Here is a 16,971-nt window from a genome sequence, read left to right on the forward strand (position 1 = left end):
CTGTCAGCAATGCAGGGACAAATTTCGAGGCAGGCTAGCTTGCCAGCAAAGGGCGATGATTGAACCCCTGGCGAATCAGGGGTTCGCGCGGTTTTTCGTGACGCGGCATTCGGCCGACGCAACCGGGCGGCCTCAACGACCCGGACAGGCTGCCCGACGGCTCCGCTCCAGAACGCAAGGAGATAAGTTGCAAAACATTCCCTTGACTGAATCTCCTAAGTGTTTGATCTAGGCCGCAGGCGGACGTGGCGAAACTGGTAGACGCAAGGGACTTAAAATCCCTCGGCCTTAGGCTGTACGGGTTCGATCCCCGTCGTCCGCACCACTGCATTGATTTCTCCTTGAAGTTCAATTAGTTGATGTTTTACAGGTGTTTGTCGTCGCCCTACCGCTACAAAGGGCGCTACAAAATGGTTGCAATGACTACTCTCAGACGTGCCAACAATGGTGATTGGTTCGGCAGGAAGGCGATCCCTGCTGACGTGAGGGACGCCTATAAGCTTGCCTATGGTGTTTCCCGCGAAGAACGCTTCAGGCTGTCCTCAACGACCTCGCAGGGACAGGCCAAGGCGGAGTTTCGCGATTGGGACGCCACAGTCTCCAGCCGCATCGAGGCGCTAAGAGCATCCGGTAGCGGCTCGTCCGTTTCCCTTACGGCTCGACAGATCAGCGCCTTAAGTGGCGAGTGGTATCAGTGGTACGTGTCGCAGCATGAGGAAGAACCCGGTCAGGCTGAGGACTGGGACAGCCGCTATGAGATGCTGGGGCAGGCCCGGGCGAGGTTTTTAGGCTCGGACGCGATACATGATGACATCGACGCGGGTGAAAGTCCGGTGGTTCGTCGCCATGTCCGCGCGTGCGTAATCGAGCTTGCGAAGCTTCCGACCTTTCTTGCCGACAAGGCACTGACGCTGGCCGAGGAGACCTATGCCGCGTTCGTCGATGTGATCGAGGATGAGCTAATAGCCTCCTTCGCCCTGCTACGTCGTCGTGCCGGTGGCGACTATACCCCCGATGAGCGGCTGTCCAAGTTCGCCAACAGTGACGCGCTCGTCGCCAATCGGAACGTGAAGCTCGCGGGTATGGATTGCTGGCAAGCTTTCGAGGCGTGGGTGAAGGAACGCCAGCCAGCCGCCTCGACTGTGGGGCGGTGGCGAGGTGTCTTCATCGCTCTCAACGATCATTTCGAGAAGCGCGACGTTGCGACGATCACCGATGAAGACGCCATCGCATGGAAAGGATCGCTCGTAACGGCTGAACGGTCGGCACAGGTTGCGAACGACGTTTGGATCACAGCCGCTGGCACGATCTTCAAGTGGCTTCTGGACAATAAGAAGGTGAGAGCCAACCCGTTTGCAGGCGTGCGCGTTGCCACGGCGAAGAAGGTCAAGCGGCGTGAGCGTGCGTTCGAGCCGACTGAATGGAAGGCAATCCTAAAGGCGGCACTCGCTCCACCAACGGCACGGGTGAAGAAGCAGAAAGCTGCGGCGAGGCGTTGGGTTCCGTGGCTTTGCGCTTACACAGGCTCACGACCGGGAGAGATGACGCAGCTCCAAGGCTCTCACGTTTACGAGCAGGACGGCATATGGATCATCAACATCACGCCTGAAGGTGGCGGCACCGTCAAAGGTGCCTCGTTCCGTAAAGTGCCAATCCATGAGCATCTGATCGCCCTGGGCTTCCTCGACTTTGTGAAGGAGACGGGAACAGGCCCGCTGTTCTATGACCCAGCGGACCACCGAGCAGAGAGCAAAGACCCGACCAAGCCAGTCAGGCCCCCGTACGTGATCACCCGTCAGAAGCTCGCTGAGTGGGTGCGGCAGAATGTGGGTGTCACAGACCCTGACATCAGCCCGAACCACGCATGGCGGCACACGTTCAAACGACAGGCAGCAAGGGTAGGGATGGAGCGCCGTTTCCGTTTCGCCTTCTGTGGACATGAGAGCGATGAAGTTGGTGACATCTATGAGACGCCGACGCTTGAAGATATGGCCGAGGCTCTGAAGACGTTCCCCCGCTATGACCTTGAGTGACCGTGCTGTCGGGGACCGGCGGTCATTTCTTACGGTGCAGCGCCGCAGAAGGATCGCTTTGCATGTGAACTATGCATATGTGGATATAAGTATCTGATAACGTTGCATGTTTGCCTATTGACGATGGCCGCAAATCACGATCTAAACACCCCGTAATTCGCATTCAGGGGGTTTTCACATGCGCATTTCAGTCACCTTGTTTGATCGTTCGTTCACCGTCGAGGCTTCCGGCCTGTCCTATCTCTCCATCGAGACCGGCAGCCGAGAGTTTACCTATGATCGCCATCAGTGGTTCGAGCTTCCGTCAGGTGAGTTCCGTCATTGGCTGCTGGAAACGAAGCGGCGCTATCAGCCGCCGCTGAAGTTGGACGACCAGCTACCGTTCGCGGTCTGATCAGTTCCGCCTCAATCGACCTTCACGGCCCCCGTTGAGCGATCTGCGGGGGCTTTGCTTTCTTCAGTCTGCCCAGCAGCCTCGGAGTGCTGTTTCTCGTTCCGACGTATCGACCGTGGAGAGGCGTTTGGGGGTTGGTCGGTATCATCGGTCATTTCGAGGTGAACGCGCGTCCTTGGTCGATGCGTCGGAAGAAAGCGGGTGATTACCCCCACCATACGCAATTACGCACCGAGCACCCACCGAGCTGGGCCAAAGAGGACTAACCATGACAACGACCACGACCACGAAGACCGCCCTTTCCCTGAACCCTGTCTACATGGAAGTTGACCAGCGCGGGCGGGACGACAAGCTCGTTCTTGTCAATGCTGACGAGGTCATTGACTACGTCATCTCCCCCGGCCACCCGAACGCCGCGAAACTGCTGAATGACTTCAATTCCTGGGCCGGGAAATTGTTAGCCGACAACCCGGCACACATGACCCCGGAACGGGCCAAGTTCCATGCGCTGAGCGCCTTGATCGAGGAGGCATACGGTATCGAGTACGTTCCCGAAGATGACGCGGCAGTCAGCCAAGAAGTGGCAGATGTAGTTCTTGATGTGGAGGCGGAACTCGCGAAGGGGGCCTCGCTTGAAATCGCCGAGAAGCGTCTGGCCGGTTCCGAGCGCTGACCGCCTCCAGCCCAAGGCTTTCCTGCCCCTGTGACGGACGTTGCGGGGGCAGTCCCAAACATCGTCCCATAGCCACCGACAGGATACCGGGAGACCCAGCCGGACCAATTACCCCATACATAAGGGGAAGACCAAGCAAGTTGGTTGAGACAACAGAAAATCGTCAACTTTTAATTACCCCCACCATACGGGAGGAGGAAAAAGACTAATAAAGGGGATAGAGGTTGAACTGATGAAATCAGGTTATCTCTGGTTTCTTTATGATGTTGATGATGATGGAAATACTCTCTCTCCAATAAGTCTCCTTAACGACCCCCTCAGGTCACCTTAACGACACCTGATAGACCGACCAGAGGCAGCTCCTCCACAGCCCCGTCATCGTCCTCGGTCTCCATCTCCATCTCCATCTCCATCCGCATAGTCGCTCCATCGACACCCTTCAGTCTGGCATAGCCAGTCTTGATTTTGGGAGGTGCGGATGCTGGTCGTCATCTCTCAGCTCTTGAGAGACCGACCGGCAAACTCTCTTCGTTGCGTTGTTGTCGTCGGCCCCTTCGTCTCTCCAGACGTGGGGGCTTTTTTCGTCAGCACAGCCAGCAACGAGGAGACATCTCAACGACAACGAAACGCAATATCCAAGCCCGCACGACGGGCAGAGAGTACCTTCATGCACCAACCAGACACATCGCCCCTGAGGGTCTTCATCGATCCGGTGAAGATCACCAAGAAGGGGCAAGGCTATTCGGTCTCGTTCAACGGCGAGATCATCATCACCAACACCCGCAACCCATCCGGTGACGCCTGTCGCCATCTCGTCGCCCTCGGTTATCGGGGACGCATGGAGATGTGGGACAACGAGCGCCCTCATCCCCGGATGGTCTTCCGTGACATCGAACGAGCGGCACGCCTGAAGGTTGCCGAGAACGAGCGCCACGGCCCCCGCATCGTCCGCTTCGATCCAATGACAGAGGGCTTGAGGGAGAGGCTTGCTGCTTCAAGGGAGATCGGCCCGTGTGCGACCCAGTTTCAATGATCGGCCTCGCCATCGGAGGATTGACCCAAGCGGCATCCTACCAAGCCGAGACTGCAGCGGCTGCACAGCAGAACGCCTACTACCGGCAGAACGCGGCCAACGCAAACCAAGCTGCCCGGGACGAACAGTTCGCCACGCAGAAGCGGATGATCCAAGAGCAGGAAGCTGCTGCTGCTGAGAAGATCGACATCATGAAAGAGCATCGAGCTGCCAAGGCGACTGCCGAGGTGGCGGCTGGTGAAGCCGGTGTCTCCGGTGTCTCCGTCGATGCCCTGATGCGTGACATCATGGGCCAGCAGTCCCAGGCTATCGACCGTACCGACCAGCAGACCGAGTGGTCGCTCAACCAGCTCAACGACGAAATGCGAGCCATCCGCACCCGCAATACTGACCGCATCAACAGCGTTCAGCGTGCCGCAAAACCGTCGTTCGTCTCCACCGGACTGGCGATCGGTTCGACCGCTCTCGACAGCTATAGCGGTGCCGTTGATCGGCGGCTGAAGCTCGGTGAAGGCTGGTGGAAGAAGCCATAGCCCACCGCACCATTTCCATTTCGACAACAACGCTACGGAACAACAACATGTCTCACCCCCGCACCAAAACCCTCATCATCGACCAGCACGACGAGAGCATCCCGCTCATTCGCTTGCGCTTTGTCGAGATTGACGGAACCCTCTACCACCTCGCCAAGGATGTAGGCGCAGCCATCGGCCTGAAGGCGGATGACGACGGTGACTACCGGCAGACCCTTGAGGGCTACCGAGTGGAATATCTGATGTCGACGGTTTCAGATCGCGGCACCGTGCTTGGACCGCTCGCCCTCATCACCGACGAGGACTATAGGCAGTTGGCTAAGGTCGTTCGCCAGTCGCGAACCCCATCGACGCTTTAACAGCCTCATTTCCTTGCGCGGTCTCGACCGTAGAAGAGCATCAGGGGGTTGGGTGGTCTCTCAGCGCCAGCCAGCCATGAACGTGCGTCCACGGTCGATTTCTCGCGCGGCCCTCCCATCAACGCATGATCTCGCCTTCGTCACTGCCGCATCAGGGTTTGATCCTTGTCCCGTTGGTCCCAGTGATGGAGGACGTGTGTTGATGGGAGTGAGGGGCCGGAATATTCGCTGCAAAAATTTCTAAGCCCAGATCAGATATAGAGAACTCCCGGCTCCCCCCGGTGGCCCCAGCGCAGAATAAGCTACGCCGCGAGCGGCCGCTTTGGCGTCAGGTTTGCCACCACCTGCGGGCTGTCAACGATCAGTCATTGCATGAAGTTGACCTCGACAAAGGCAGATACCATTCGCGGAAGGAGTAAAGTAATTCCGAACGATGCCAGTGACGATGCAGTACCGGCAATCCACGCGAACGCCGTAAGTCTGCTGATGACTTCGAACTTCTCGTTGGTGGCATTAATGAGGAACTTAAAGTACATCTGCAGATAGGACATCAACGCAAAGAATGCCAAGCCGTAAGTTATTGCCAGCACCACACTGAATTGCTTGTTCAGGGCGATGTCCAGAGCTGCAAGGATGACTACGCATTCTATAGTCGTGAAAACAACCTCTTGGAAAATCTTGGCGTTCTCCCAACCGTGCCTCCAATGTTCAGCGGTCTCGTAGTCCTCCTGCCGAAATAGCCTTGCTATTATCCCCATCGCGACCCTCAGATTTATTCGGCCCAACTTGGGGCTACCGGCTCTCCTCTTCGCGATACCGGAAGTACAGTTCATTGAACATCTTGTTTCTGGCCTTCAGCATTGATCGCTCGATGAGCCAAACAATAGCCGCTAAGCCAAGCGACACTATTGTCGCAAACTGCCGTCCAGTCCTTTCTTCTAAATCAAGGATGGTGGCAGCAAGGCTGCACACAATGCCTGAAACGAAAAGTACCGTTATCTTCGGGATTACAGGCGTCCAGTTCCAATGCCGTTCATTGGTTTCCTTCTCTGCCCGCTCCCAAGCCTTATCCGTGGCCATTATCGCCCCCCTCACGCGTGAATTGAAGTGGCACACTACCCAAGGAGTGAGTGGTGGACGAGACGAGCCAATCTCGTTCCACAGAGAAAAGTTGTTTGTCCGCAAGGGTATAGGACAGCGGACGCGATGAAGGTGCAGTTGTTTTTGTCCGTTAGGGTTGACATCTTCATTTCGGACATGCATTCATGTGGACAGCACCTCTACGGACACATGGAGACCCGCATGGCCACTTTCCTTTACGCTCGCGTTTCTACCTCGGAACAGACCCTCAGCCACCAGCAGACGCAAGCCGAGAAGGCTGGCTTTATCTTCGACCATGTTATTGCCGATCACGGGGTTTCCGGGGTTTCCGTCCTGATGAAAGATAGGCCAGAGGGCAGACGCCTCTTCGACATGCTGCGTGCAGGGGACACGCTGGTCGTTCGCTGGGTTGACCGTCTCGGCAGGAACTACGCGGACGTGACCGATACCATCAGGGAGTTCATGCGCCGTGGCGTGGTCATCCGCACGATCATTAACAACATGACTTTTGACGGCTCGACCACCGACCCCATGCAGATGGCCGTGAGAGACGCCATGATCAGCTTCATGGCCGCTTCGGCACAGGCACAGGCTGAGGCAACGAAGGAGGCACAGAAGGCCGGGATTGCCAACGCTAAGGAGAAGGACGATGCTTACCGGGGTCGCAAGCCCAGCTATAGCCGCGAGCAGTTTCAGACTGTCATGGACTTGGCCAGCAAGAGTATGAACGTGTCAGAGATCGCCCAAGCATCGAGCCTTAGTCGCCAGACGGTCTATCGCATCAAGGAAGACCCCGCAGCCGCTGAGAAGGCGCTGGCGATGTGGGGGCTGTAGATCGTGCTGCTTCTCTTCTTCGTGGGGCGATAATGACTTTTCAACGCCCCGTAGTGACCACTGCTTTCTTGGCCATAAGGAGCCTTACTGCGTCGTTTAGCTGCTTGTTTTCTTGGCGAAGAAGGTTCATCCGCTCGACAAGGTCGGTTAGAACCAAACGTACAGCACCTGCTGCTTCCAAGCACTCCTCGTCGCTCTCATTATGAAGACCCACGCTCAAGGCACCGTGGAGCGCAGTCAGCGGGTTATGCCCGTTTATCAGTAGCCCCTGAGGAAGACCCGTCTTGATGGTTTCGATGGACTTGGCGAACGAGATTTCCCCCGTTGCTTTTCGCAATTCCTCAATCAACTGCTCAGGAGCGCCCACGGTTTCGCACACTTTTATGATCTCGCTGATAATATCATTCTTGTGGTTTTCAACGACGCGTCGATAGTATGCGAATGCCCCAATACCTAAGCCTTGGTTCTCGCACTGCCTACCCTTCAGGAAGATTTCGCGATCTTTTCCGAATAATCGAAGTACTCGTGACGAAATTGGAACGCCGAACCCGGGCCTCTCTCCGAATTTTGAAACTATTCCACCTTCTGGCCGCTCTGCCAAGGCAACATTCACATAGTATGTCTTCGTTTGTTTGTGGCAGTCTCCACATTTGTATAACAAGCTGGTATTTGCATTTTTAGTCTTTTGGTGTAATGCAGGATTGTTCGCGCTACGAAACGTCCTAATTCCGTCACATACATTGCAGTGGATGCGTATATCCGGGGTCTTTATTTTATTTGAAACGTGTGACCCAACCCCAGATTTCTCGATTTCCCAAAGATCACTTACACTCTTGTCGATAGATGGGTGAATATTCTCAAGGAAATCCTTTAATGTTATTACATCGACAGGAGCAGCCACGGCCCCTTCTTCCCCGCTATCAACCACTGCATACCTCTTTAATGAAACTCCGCTCCATTGAGGAATACTCCGAGACTGACGACTGATACAGACAAGGCTTCTAAGTTGTCCCCAACTGCTATTGATGCAGCAACGAACGGCCGTGGCGAGGCTGTGACGAGGTGCATCGTAATCGTTGCGTATTGCTACAAAGACCGCTACAAAGCCTCTCGAAAGCGACGAAAAAAACACTGTAAAATCAAGGAAGAATGGCGGGGTTTCTGGTCCCCCGTCGTCCGCACCAGCCCCTCCTTGCGCGGTTGCGCCGCCCATCAACCGGCGATTTTGCGCAAGAGCGTTTCGAGCTGACCGAGGTCGGGTATTTCATGAAAACGCGGATGGTCTTCCGGTTTCTCGTGATGTTCGAAAGACCAGGTGAGGGCGTGCGGGACATAGACGCCCCAGCTGCCGGCCGCCAGCGCCGGGACGATGTCGGATTTCAGCGAATTGCCGACCATGAGGCTCCTCGACGGCCCGTCGCCGTGTTGCGAGAATATTCTCTGATAGGTGGACATGGTCTTGTCGCTGACGATTTCGATGGCGGCGAAGAAGTCGCCGAGCCCGGAGGCGGCAAGCTTCCGTTCCTGATCGAAAAGGTCGCCCTTGGTGATCATGACGAGGCGAAAGCGTCCGGCGAGGGCCTCGAGTGTCTCATGCACGTTTGGCAGCGGTTCGACCGGATGGCCAAGCATTTCCCGTCCGGCGGCGAGAATTTCGGCGATCACCGACGGCGGCAGCTTGCCGCCGGTTACCTCGAGCGCGGTCTCGATCATCGAGAGGGTGAAGCCCTTGATGCCGAAGCCATAGAGGCCGAGATTCCGCTTTTCGGCCGCGAGCAATCTTGCAGGCAACGCCTTCGGGTCGGCGTGGTCTTTCAGCAAATCGACGAAACGCTCTTCGGTAAGGCGATAGAACTGTTCGTTCTGCCACAGCGTATCGTCGGCATCGAAACCAATGGTCGTAATTCTGTTCGGCATGGACCTATTGCGCGGCGATCTTGAAAGGCTGGTCGACGGTCGCGCTCTTGCCGCTGTTGATATCATTGAAATGAAAACGCAGCACGTAGTCGCCGGCCGGCGCGCCAGTCACGTCGATCGTCAGCGTCGAGTAGATTTCCTGGTTGCGCAGGTAGCCCGTGAAAGTGAAATCGCCGAATGCCTTCTGGCTGGCGAGGACTTCGCCCTTGGGGTTGAGGATGTCGAAATCCACCGTGAAACGCGTCTGGATCTTGCCCTTGACGCTCGCTTCCTTCCAGGTAAGCCCAACCGGTTCGACGTAGGACACGATTGCCTCGCCGGCCTTGAAGGTCGGATCGGCTTTGGGCTCGTACATCGCATAGCCCGCCGGTTCGGCCGTGACGAAGACCGCTTTGCCGATCGCGAAGGGAAGTGTTTGGGAGAACTCGCTTACCGCCTGCCGCAGCGTCTCCCGGGCACCCGCCACGTCACCTGAGGTCGCCTGCTGTTCCGCCTTTGTCGCGGCATCAGACAGCGGACCGGCCAGAGCCCCCGCGTCGATCGTCGCCGCGATCGCGGCAGTCATTGTTGCAAGCAAGAGCAGGCGTTTCGGCATCGTATTCCTCCCCCGTGCCCATGGTCTCCAGACTTTCGGTATTTGCCACTCTAAGTCAAGGCATTGCCAAGTCGATGCTAATTAAGACACTCAGTGCTTCCAGAAGACCGGGGTCAGGATGACGAGAACGGTCAGAACCTCGAGACGTCCGAGCAGCATCATCAGCGACAGAAGATAGAGTTCGGGATCCCCAAGCGTCGAGAAGTTGCCGGCTGGACCGATAATGCTGCCGAGGCCGGGACCGACGTTGGAGAGGCAGGTAATGACGGCCGAGACTGCCGTGACCAGATCATAGCCAAGCGCCGCCATCACCAGGCTGCCGAAAACCCAGAGAAGGATATAGGTTATGAAGAACAGGAAGATAGCGCGCTGCGTGTCCAGATCGACGGTGCTGTTGCCATAGCGCACCGCATAGATCGCATTGGGATAGATGAGCCTATTCAACGCTGAGCGGATCGCGTTGAAGAGCACGACGAAACGATAGGCCTTGATACCGCCTGCAGTCGAGCCGGAGCAGCCGCCCATGAAGGTGGCGATAAACGCCGTCATGACGACGAAGGGCCCCCAAAGACTATAGTCTTCGCTAGCGTAGCCAGTGGTTGAGAGGATCGAGCTGATGTTGAAGAAGGAATGCGCCAGCGCGAGATGAAATTCGACGCCATTCGCCAGCCGGTGATAGGCGGCCACGGCCACCGAAAACACGGTGAGATAGCCGAGAAAGACGCTGATTTGCGGATCGCGCAACGCGTCGAGACGCCCCCTGACGACAAGCACGATCAGGATCGAGAAGGGCAGGCTGCAAAGCGTCATGAAAAATGTGCCGGTCCACAGCAGTGGAACGCTGCCGAAATAGGCAAATGATGCATCGTGGGTTGAAAAGCCGCCGGTAGCGACGGTCGACATCGCGTGATTGATCGCATCGAAGCGGTTCATGCCAGTCATGTTATAGCCTACTGCGCAGAGCAGCGTGATCGTCACATAGACGGCGAGGAAGGCGCGGCTGAAGCTTGCGATGCGGGCGAATGTCTTGTCGCTCGTGTCGGAGGACTCCATCTTGAAGAAGGACATGCCGCCGACCCGCAGGTAGGGGATGATGAACAGGCCGAGAACGACAATGCCTATGCCGCCGAGCCAGCAAAGGAGCGAGCGCCACAGCAGCAGGCCGGGCGGCGCGTTGTCGAGCCCGACGATGACGGTCGAACCGGTCGTCGTAACCGCGGAAACGGACTCGAAGAGTGCTTGAGCAAAATCAAGGTCGAGCGAGGAGAGCCAGAGCGGGATTGCACCAACGACGGAGAAGACAAACCAGAGCAAATTGACCAGAAGAAATCCGAATTTCTTCGAGAACGGCGGAGGTCCCGCGCGGGTCGCCATGAACGTCGCCGCAGAGAGGCCACCGGTCAGGAAGGCCGTTACGGCGAAGATCTCCCAGTCCGCATGTCCGTAGTAGAGGTCGACGAGAGCGGGGATCAACATCGCGCCGGAAAGGTAGAGGCCGAGGATCGCCGCGATATGGACAGCGTGCCGGAACAGGGTTGCATTCAAGCTTCGATTTCCCGGAAACAGTTGTCGAACAGGCCGGTGGCCGCCTGGAGCGGCAGCAATAGTGGCTTGCCCGATCGATTCGTGTCAATTCGATGGCCTCATGCGAGGCAATGTGCGATAGCGTCAGGCATCGGTAAACGCAACGGATGACCCTACGTTATGAAGCAGGATGTTGAAAATGCAGCGCTCGCGCTCCGTGAAATTTTTCCGGCAACGCCGCTGCAACTCAACGATCACCTCAGCGCCCGCTACGGCGCGACGGTCTACCTGAAGCGCGAGGATCTTTCGCCCGTACGGTCCTACAAAATCCGCGGCGCGTTCAACTTCTTCCGCAAGGCTCTTGCCGCCGGGGCGATGGGCAAGACCTTTGTCTGTGCTTCGGCCGGAAACCATGCCCAGGGCTTTGCTTTTGTCTGCCGGCACTTCGGCGTTCCGGGCGTCGTCTTCATGCCGGTGACGACGCCGCAGCAGAAGATAGACAAGACTCGCATGTTCGGTGGTGAGTTCATTACCATCCGGCTGGTCGGCGACATTTTCGACCAGTGCTATCAGGCGGCGCGCGACCATGTCGAAGCGATTGCCGGCGTCATGGTGCCGCCCTTCGATCATGCGGACATCATCGAGGGGCAGGCGACGGTAGCCGCCGAAATTGTCGAGCAGCTACCGGGAGGCGTTGTTCCCGATCTTGTCGCCCTACCGGTCGGCGGTGGTGGATTGTCCGCCGGTGTCACCGGCTATCTCGCCGGCACGCTTTCGACCGATCGTTTCGTTTTTTGCGAGCCGGCTGGAGCGCCAAGCCTCAAGCGGAGCCTCGAGACCGGCAGCGTGGTCACACTCGACCAGGTAGACAACTTTGTCGACGGGGCGGCTGTCGCGCGCGTTGGCGACCTGAACTTCGCAGCGCTGGCGGCCTTTGCGCCTGAGCAGGTGATGTTGCTACCCGAGAACGCGATTTGCCTGACGATCATAGATATGCTGAACGTCGAGGGTGTGGTTCTGGAGCCGGCCGGCGCCCTTTCCATAACCGCGCTGGAGATCTTCGGGCGCGCGCGGCTGGAGGGCAAGACGGTGGTTGCGGTCGTATCGGGAGGCAATTTCGATTTCGAACGCCTTCCCGATGTCAAGGAGCGGGCGATGCGGCACGCCGGGCTCAAGAAATATTTCATCCTGCGCATGGCCCAGCGCCCGGGTGCGCTACGCGATTTTCTCAATCTGCTTGGCGACGAGGACGATATTGCGCGGTTCGAGTATTTGAAGAAGTCGGCCCGCAATTTCGGCTCGGTCCTCATCGGCATTGAGACCAAGCACGCAGAAAACTTTCCGGCTCTGAAGGCGCGCTTCGATGCGGCTGGCTTGCGCTATCAGGACATTACCGAGAACGAGATTCTCGCCAATCTCGTCATTTGATCTCGGCATCGCGCCGGCGGACGACATTGCCACGCACTTAGCCTTTGACAGCGCTGGCGGCCGCGGCTAACCATGAGACATGGCATCGTTTTTCTCGAAATTGTTTGGCTTCTCCGGCGGCTCCAAAGAGGAACCCGAGCAAGCCGCTGGCAAGACTGAATCCTACGGGGATTGCTTGATCCGCGCGACTCCGATGCGGGAGGGTCCGCAATATCGCCTGGCGGGCAGCATCGAAAAGACGATGCCTGATTCTGGCGTGAAAGTGCGCACCTTCATTCGCGCCGATCTTTTCGCGTCCGAGCAGGATGCCATCGATGCGGCTCTGCGAAAGGGCCGGCAGATCGTCGATGAGCAACGCGCCGCGCTCTTTCAGGACGATTCGCCGTCCAGGCCGGTGTAAGATCGCATGGCTCCGGCCGATGAATATCCGCGCGTAAATCCCGGGTTGGACAGGTTTCCTTAGAGTCTGAATTAGATTCCGGCCGCGGGCGGTGTCGGGCGCAAGATATTGAGCGTGAGATGGGGAGGGCCGGCTTCCTCGATGTCGCGAGTGCTCGGCCCGCCCTTGCGTTCAGGGTGTCAGAGCTTGATCCGGAACCGGGCGAAGCCCTCGGCGCCTTCGCCCGCCTCTTCGATCGCAACGGCTTCCACCTGCGACAGGAACTGTCTTGCCTTGGGGCTGCTGTCGAAAAGCACGCTCGTGTCCTTGAGCGGCACGAATCTCCAGTTCGCATCGGCCGACGGGTTGATCGTTCCCTGCTCGACGATGTAGCGGACGATGACATCGCGGTTGGTGTCCGGCGCGACGAAGATCACCTTGTCGGAAGCTATATCCGGGAAGTTGCCGCCACCGCCGGCGCGGTAGTTGTTGGTCACCACCACAAACTTTTGCCCGGGGTCGATCGGCTTGCCGTCGAATTGCAGGTTCTGGATGCGCTTTGCCGAGGCGTTCACCAGATTGCCGTCCTTGTCGAACTTCGCCGGTTGTGAGAGGTCGATCTCATAGGTGACGCCGTCGATCACGTCGAAATTATAGGACGGGAAGCTCGCATTGATCAGCTCCGCGTCGACGGATCCGCGAGCCACCTGATTGAAGATACCAGCCGACATCTCGAGCCAATTGGCGACCTGGTCCCCGGTGATGACGACGGCCTGTACCGTGTTCGGATAGAGGTAGAGATCGGCAACGTTCTTGATGGCAATATCGCCTGCCGGCACATCGGTGTAGTAGTCGGCGCCGCCACGACCGCCGGCCTTGAAGGGAGCCGCCGCGGACAAAACCGGCAGGTCCTTTTGCTCCGTGTCCTTGAGCATGTCGCGGATGTACCAGGTCTGTGCCTGGCTGACGATCTGGACCGACGGGTCGTCGGCGACGAGGGCCAAATAGGAATAGAGCGGTGCCGAGGTCTTGCCGACCGGGGTGCGGACATAGGCGAGCGTCGCCTCGTGGTCTTTCTGCGCGGCGGCCAGAACGTCCGCCTTGTCGCCGACTTCGGCAATCACCTTCTTCTCCTCCCGCCGGTAGATGGGGCGAGCTTCGCTCGTCGAACTGATCACCCGCCAAGCACCGCCGTCGCGCTCGAGCAGCAGGTCGATCAGACCGAGATGGGAGCCCCAGAAGCCGCCCATGACGCCCGGCTTGCCCGAAATCAGTCCCTTGGTGTTGTCGACGCCGGCGAAGCCCTCGAATTTAGGTCCGGGAAAGTCGAGGTGGCTGTGACCGGTGACGATCGCGTCGATGCCGTCGATAGCAGCCAGAGGCACCGATGCGTTCTCGAGGTTTTCGGCATAGTCTTGCTGTCCGATTCCCGAGTGGGAGAGCGCGACGATAATGTCCGCTCCTTCCTCGCGCATCTGCGGCACCCAGGCTTCCGCCGCCTTGACCATATCGCGCGCATTCGCCTTGCCCTCAAGGTTCTTCGCATCCCAGGTCATGATTTGCGGTGGAACGAAGCCGATCAGGCCGATGCGAATCGAATGTTCCTCTCCGGCGCCGTCCTTTACCTTTCGGTCGAGAATGACATAGGGCTTGAGGAAGAGCGCATCCTGACGTGCGTTCGCCGCAAGCGCGCCCTTCGTCAGGTTGGCGCAGACGATCGGAAAGTTGGCGCCGTTCAGTACGTTGAACATGAAGTCCAGGCCGTAGTTGAACTCGTGATTGCCGAGCGTGCCGCAATCGTAGCCGAGCACGTTCATCGCGCCGATGATCGGGTGCAGATCGCCTTCCCTCATGCCGCGCTTGTAAGCGATGTAGTCCCCCATCGGGTTTCCCTGCAGGAAGTCGCCGTTGTCGACGAGCACGGAGTTCGTTGCCTCGGCTCGGATCGCATCGATGATGGAGGCAGTGCGCGCGAGCCCTACCGTGTCGTTCGGTTTGTCTCCGTAATAATCGTAAGGAAACACGTGCACGTGCAGGTCCGTCGTTTCCATGATGCGCAGATGTGCCTGGTTGGCCGCGGCACGCGCGGAGAAAGGATGAAGCATCGCGAGGGCAGAGGAGGCGGCGAGCCCGCCAAGCAGCGAACGGCGCGAAATGGGGTGAAGAGCGGTCATTGACGGCATCGCTGTCTCCATATTGAACTCTCCGCGGACGCGGTTGCGGGCCTGCGGTAACACCTTGGAATACAGGAGACTATGGCGAAAGGCACGGCAAGGCAAAGCGGCGGAATCTTGCCTATTCCGACGCCACCGCGGTACAGAGTGAGTAAAGTTTTCTTCAAAGTTTAATTCTAAGAGACTGGCGAACAAAAACGGAAATCCAGGGCGCATGCCAAACGCCAATCTCCTTCTCTTCCTCGGCGAGGCACTGATCTACGTGGTGGCAATGATCTGGTTGCTGCATCTGCGTGGGCGCCTGGGACTTGGCGTGTTCGTGGCGGCGCTCGGCGTGATGCATTTCATCGAAACCTATCTCGCTGCCGTTTTCTATGTTCAACTGCCGTTTGGGGTGATCTCCCCGGGCTCCGCCGTGTTCTTTTCCGGCAAGCTCATGATAATCCTGCTCCTCTACGTGAAGGAGGACGCAGCGACGGTACGTCAGCCTATCTACGGATTGCTTGCGGGCAACTTTCTGACCGTGGCTCTGAGCCTGCTGCTCAGATTGCATGACACCGTATCCATCGTTCCCAATCGCGTCGCCGACATCGCTTTCATCGATGAGATGGGATGGCTGATGGTCTGGGGCACGACGCTGCTCTATTTCGATTCCCTGATCATCATTCTGCTCTACGAGAGGCTGGGGCGCTGGCTGCGCCGGTTCGTCACGGCTCGATTCCTGATCTGCGGCGTCGTGGTCCTGACCCTCGACCAGCTGGGCTTCTATGCCGCATTGCACTGGGTGAACGGTGCGCCGGCGGATGTCTTCTGGGGCGGATGGATGGCGAAGATGCTGGCGGCGCCGTTCTTTGCAGTCGCCATCGGCCTTTATCTCAATGCGTCGCGGCACCCGTTTTTGGCGATCTCCGATCGGCCGCTCGGCGATATCTTCAATGACCTGACGTTCCGCGAACGCTACGAAGATTTGCTGTCGCGCTCCGGCAAAGACACGTTGACCGGCGCGCTCGATCGCGGCCGCTTCGAAGTCGAGGGGCAGCAGATGCTGCGCGATGCTGCCGCGAAAAACACGCCGGTCAGCCTGATGATCATCGACGTCGATCACTTCAAGAGCGTCAATGACCGCTTCGGGCATATCGAGGGAGATCATCTGCTGCAAAAGCTGGTCGCGACGGTAAAGGCGACCCTCAGACCGACGGACCGCCTGTTCCGGTATGGCGGCGAAGAGTTTGTCGTCCTGTGCCCCGCGCTTGCCTATCCGGACGCGCTTTCGCGCGCCGAGGACATACGACGCGCAATTGCCGGGCGGGTAGCTACTCCGAATGGCGCTCCGGTGACGGCGAGCATAGGCCTTTCGTCGGCATTCGGCGACGGGAACGGCGTTCGCGAGTTGCTGTCCCAAGCGGACTTGCGTCTCTATGCCGCCAAGAGCGGCGGTCGAAATCGCGTGGTCGGCAGATAGTCGGGTATACGGCGACGCCGAAGACGCTCAAATGCCGACATTGGGCCGATCGATGACCTCGCGCAGTGAGAAACTGGAATTGATCTTCACGACATGCGGCAGGGCGGACAGCCAGTCCCGGTGAATCCGCTCGTAATCCTCCAGGTCCTTGGCTGCGACGCGCAGGATGTAGTCGTATTCTCCCGACATCAAATAACAGACCAACACATTGGGGCAGAGTTTCACGGCAGCCTCGAATTCGGCAAGCGTTTTGGCGAATTGGCCCGACAGCGAGATATGCACGATGACCATGATCTTGTAGTCGAGCGCCTTGTGGGCGACGCGGGCGTGATAGCCGCTGATCGTGCCCGATTTTTCGAGAATGTCGACACGCCGGGAGCAGGCAGAAGGGGAAAGGCCGACCTTCGCCGAGAGATCCGCATTGGATATCCTGCCATTCTGCTGGAGGATACGCAGAATCGCATGATCAATGCTGTCGAGCTCACTCATTCGGGATTTCCTTCGTGGTTGCATTCAACTACGCAATAATATT

Annotated in this window: 18 protein-coding genes and 1 tRNA gene; 11 read left to right on the top strand and 8 right to left on the bottom strand. The window is 58.0% G+C overall.

What is annotated here, in order from left to right:
* The first annotated feature begins 239 nt into the window (after window positions 1-239).
* From QA637_RS06375 to QA637_RS06405, 7 genes are all read left to right on the top strand, one after another.
* Window positions 240-325 (top strand) — tRNA-Leu (locus tag QA637_RS06375).
* Between the two features lie 85 nt (window positions 326-410).
* Window positions 411-2,033 (top strand): site-specific integrase, encoded by a 1,623-nt coding sequence (locus QA637_RS06380; protein ID WP_283064320.1) that lies wholly within the window; start codon window positions 411-413, stop codon window positions 2,031-2,033.
* A 178-nt stretch (window positions 2,034-2,211) separates the two neighbouring features.
* On the top strand, window positions 2,212-2,427 hold the full coding sequence (locus QA637_RS06385) for a hypothetical protein (protein WP_283064322.1): 216 nt from the start codon (window positions 2,212-2,214) through the stop codon (window positions 2,425-2,427).
* 268 nt (window positions 2,428-2,695) lie between these two features.
* Complete coding sequence (locus tag QA637_RS06390) at window positions 2,696-3,100, top strand: hypothetical protein (RefSeq protein WP_283064324.1); 405 nt, start codon at window positions 2,696-2,698, stop codon at window positions 3,098-3,100.
* A 667-nt stretch (window positions 3,101-3,767) separates the two neighbouring features.
* Window positions 3,768-4,133 (top strand): hypothetical protein, encoded by a 366-nt coding sequence (locus QA637_RS06395; protein ID WP_283064326.1) that lies wholly within the window; start codon window positions 3,768-3,770, stop codon window positions 4,131-4,133.
* A complete protein-coding gene (locus tag QA637_RS06400; RefSeq protein WP_283064328.1) occupies window positions 4,130-4,666 on the top strand; it encodes a virion core protein, T7 gp14 family in 537 nt (178 codons plus the stop codon). The genes QA637_RS06395 and QA637_RS06400 overlap by 4 nt, the downstream gene beginning before the upstream one ends.
* Before the next feature lie 47 nt (window positions 4,667-4,713).
* The gene (locus tag QA637_RS06405) at window positions 4,714-5,025 is read left to right on the top strand and encodes a hypothetical protein (RefSeq protein ID WP_283064330.1); all 312 of its coding nucleotides are present in this window, start codon (window positions 4,714-4,716) and stop codon (window positions 5,023-5,025) included.
* 365 nt (window positions 5,026-5,390) lie between these two features.
* Here QA637_RS06405 and QA637_RS06410 read toward each other — a convergent pair whose 3' ends face one another.
* The gene (locus tag QA637_RS06410) at window positions 5,391-5,858 is read right to left on the bottom strand and encodes a hypothetical protein (RefSeq protein ID WP_283064332.1); all 468 of its coding nucleotides are present in this window, start codon (window positions 5,856-5,858) and stop codon (window positions 5,391-5,393) included.
* Window positions 5,818-6,105 carry a hypothetical protein gene (locus QA637_RS06415; RefSeq protein ID WP_283064334.1) on the bottom strand — a complete coding sequence of 96 codons (288 nt, stop codon included), beginning with the start codon at window positions 6,103-6,105 and terminating at the stop codon, window positions 5,818-5,820. Before QA637_RS06415 ends, QA637_RS06410 begins: the two co-directional genes overlap by 41 nt.
* A gap of 222 nt (window positions 6,106-6,327) precedes the next feature.
* On the opposite strand from QA637_RS06415, the gene QA637_RS06420 reads away from it, so the two are divergent.
* Window positions 6,328-6,960: a recombinase family protein gene (locus tag QA637_RS06420; RefSeq protein WP_283064335.1), complete on the top strand. Its 633-nt coding sequence runs from the start codon at window positions 6,328-6,330 to the stop codon at window positions 6,958-6,960.
* A gap of 40 nt (window positions 6,961-7,000) precedes the next feature.
* Here QA637_RS06420 and QA637_RS06425 read toward each other — a convergent pair whose 3' ends face one another.
* The 4 genes from QA637_RS06425 to QA637_RS06440 form a co-directional block, all read right to left on the bottom strand.
* Window positions 7,001-7,888, bottom strand: a complete 888-nt coding sequence (locus QA637_RS06425; RefSeq protein ID WP_283064337.1) for a hypothetical protein — start codon at window positions 7,886-7,888, stop codon at window positions 7,001-7,003.
* A 284-nt stretch (window positions 7,889-8,172) separates the two neighbouring features.
* Complete coding sequence (locus tag QA637_RS06430; RefSeq protein WP_153440805.1) at window positions 8,173-8,877, bottom strand: HAD family hydrolase; 705 nt, start codon at window positions 8,875-8,877, stop codon at window positions 8,173-8,175.
* A gap of 4 nt (window positions 8,878-8,881) precedes the next feature.
* The gene (locus tag QA637_RS06435; protein WP_153440806.1) at window positions 8,882-9,472 is read right to left on the bottom strand and encodes a hypothetical protein; all 591 of its coding nucleotides are present in this window, start codon (window positions 9,470-9,472) and stop codon (window positions 8,882-8,884) included.
* A 90-nt stretch (window positions 9,473-9,562) separates the two neighbouring features.
* Window positions 9,563-11,017 (bottom strand): TrkH family potassium uptake protein, encoded by a 1,455-nt coding sequence (locus QA637_RS06440; RefSeq protein ID WP_283064340.1) that lies wholly within the window; start codon window positions 11,015-11,017, stop codon window positions 9,563-9,565.
* 159 nt (window positions 11,018-11,176) lie between these two features.
* On the opposite strand from QA637_RS06440, the gene ilvA reads away from it, so the two are divergent.
* Window positions 11,177-12,424: a threonine ammonia-lyase gene (ilvA, locus tag QA637_RS06445; RefSeq protein WP_283064342.1), complete on the top strand. Its 1,248-nt coding sequence runs from the start codon at window positions 11,177-11,179 to the stop codon at window positions 12,422-12,424.
* 79 nt (window positions 12,425-12,503) lie between these two features.
* The gene (locus QA637_RS06450; RefSeq protein ID WP_153440809.1) at window positions 12,504-12,824 is read left to right on the top strand and encodes an HlyU family transcriptional regulator; all 321 of its coding nucleotides are present in this window, start codon (window positions 12,504-12,506) and stop codon (window positions 12,822-12,824) included.
* 179 nt (window positions 12,825-13,003) lie between these two features.
* Here the strand turns inward: QA637_RS06450 and QA637_RS06455 are convergent, their stop codons facing one another.
* The gene (locus QA637_RS06455) at window positions 13,004-14,977 is read right to left on the bottom strand and encodes a bifunctional 2',3'-cyclic-nucleotide 2'-phosphodiesterase/3'-nucleotidase (RefSeq protein ID WP_283064917.1); all 1,974 of its coding nucleotides are present in this window, start codon (window positions 14,975-14,977) and stop codon (window positions 13,004-13,006) included.
* Between the two features lie 214 nt (window positions 14,978-15,191).
* Between QA637_RS06455 and QA637_RS06460 the strand changes: the two genes are divergently transcribed.
* A complete protein-coding gene (locus tag QA637_RS06460; RefSeq protein WP_153440811.1) occupies window positions 15,192-16,439 on the top strand; it encodes a GGDEF domain-containing protein in 1,248 nt (415 codons plus the stop codon).
* A gap of 27 nt (window positions 16,440-16,466) precedes the next feature.
* Here QA637_RS06460 and QA637_RS06465 read toward each other — a convergent pair whose 3' ends face one another.
* Window positions 16,467-16,928 (bottom strand): Lrp/AsnC family transcriptional regulator, encoded by a 462-nt coding sequence (locus QA637_RS06465; RefSeq protein WP_153440812.1) that lies wholly within the window; start codon window positions 16,926-16,928, stop codon window positions 16,467-16,469.
* Window positions 16,929-16,971: the final 43 nt, after the last annotated feature.

This window comes from Sinorhizobium terangae (assembly GCF_029714365.1).
In the GTDB taxonomy this organism is placed as follows: domain Bacteria; phylum Pseudomonadota; class Alphaproteobacteria; order Rhizobiales; family Rhizobiaceae; genus Sinorhizobium; species Sinorhizobium terangae.

What these genes read in the sequence shown, in the direction of transcription:
- QA637_RS06385 (WP_283064322.1), top strand. Translation starts at nt 2,212, where the DNA reads ATGCGCATTTCAGTCACCTTGTTTGATCGTTCGTTCACCGTCGAGGCT.
- QA637_RS06460 (WP_153440811.1), top strand. Translation starts at nt 15,192, where the DNA reads ATGCCAAACGCCAATCTCCTTCTCTTCCTCGGCGAGGCACTGATCTAC.
- QA637_RS06455 (WP_283064917.1), bottom strand. Translation starts at nt 14,977, where the DNA reads ATGACCGCTCTTCACCCCATTTCGCGCCGTTCGCTGCTTGGCGGGCTC.
- QA637_RS06390 (WP_283064324.1), top strand. Translation starts at nt 2,696, where the DNA reads ATGACAACGACCACGACCACGAAGACCGCCCTTTCCCTGAACCCTGTC.
- QA637_RS06415 (WP_283064334.1), bottom strand. Translation starts at nt 6,105, where the DNA reads ATGGCCACGGATAAGGCTTGGGAGCGGGCAGAGAAGGAAACCAATGAA.
- QA637_RS06395 (WP_283064326.1), top strand. Translation starts at nt 3,768, where the DNA reads ATGCACCAACCAGACACATCGCCCCTGAGGGTCTTCATCGATCCGGTG.
- QA637_RS06410 (WP_283064332.1), bottom strand. Translation starts at nt 5,858, where the DNA reads ATGAACTGTACTTCCGGTATCGCGAAGAGGAGAGCCGGTAGCCCCAAG.
- QA637_RS06465 (WP_153440812.1), bottom strand. Translation starts at nt 16,928, where the DNA reads ATGAGTGAGCTCGACAGCATTGATCATGCGATTCTGCGTATCCTCCAG.
- QA637_RS06400 (WP_283064328.1), top strand. Translation starts at nt 4,130, where the DNA reads ATGATCGGCCTCGCCATCGGAGGATTGACCCAAGCGGCATCCTACCAA.
- QA637_RS06430 (WP_153440805.1), bottom strand. Translation starts at nt 8,877, where the DNA reads ATGCCGAACAGAATTACGACCATTGGTTTCGATGCCGACGATACGCTG.
- QA637_RS06450 (WP_153440809.1), top strand. Translation starts at nt 12,504, where the DNA reads ATGGCATCGTTTTTCTCGAAATTGTTTGGCTTCTCCGGCGGCTCCAAA.
- QA637_RS06435 (WP_153440806.1), bottom strand. Translation starts at nt 9,472, where the DNA reads ATGCCGAAACGCCTGCTCTTGCTTGCAACAATGACTGCCGCGATCGCG.
- QA637_RS06420 (WP_283064335.1), top strand. Translation starts at nt 6,328, where the DNA reads ATGGCCACTTTCCTTTACGCTCGCGTTTCTACCTCGGAACAGACCCTC.
- QA637_RS06380 (WP_283064320.1), top strand. Translation starts at nt 411, where the DNA reads ATGGTTGCAATGACTACTCTCAGACGTGCCAACAATGGTGATTGGTTC.
- QA637_RS06405 (WP_283064330.1), top strand. Translation starts at nt 4,714, where the DNA reads ATGTCTCACCCCCGCACCAAAACCCTCATCATCGACCAGCACGACGAG.
- ilvA (WP_283064342.1), top strand. Translation starts at nt 11,177, where the DNA reads ATGAAGCAGGATGTTGAAAATGCAGCGCTCGCGCTCCGTGAAATTTTT.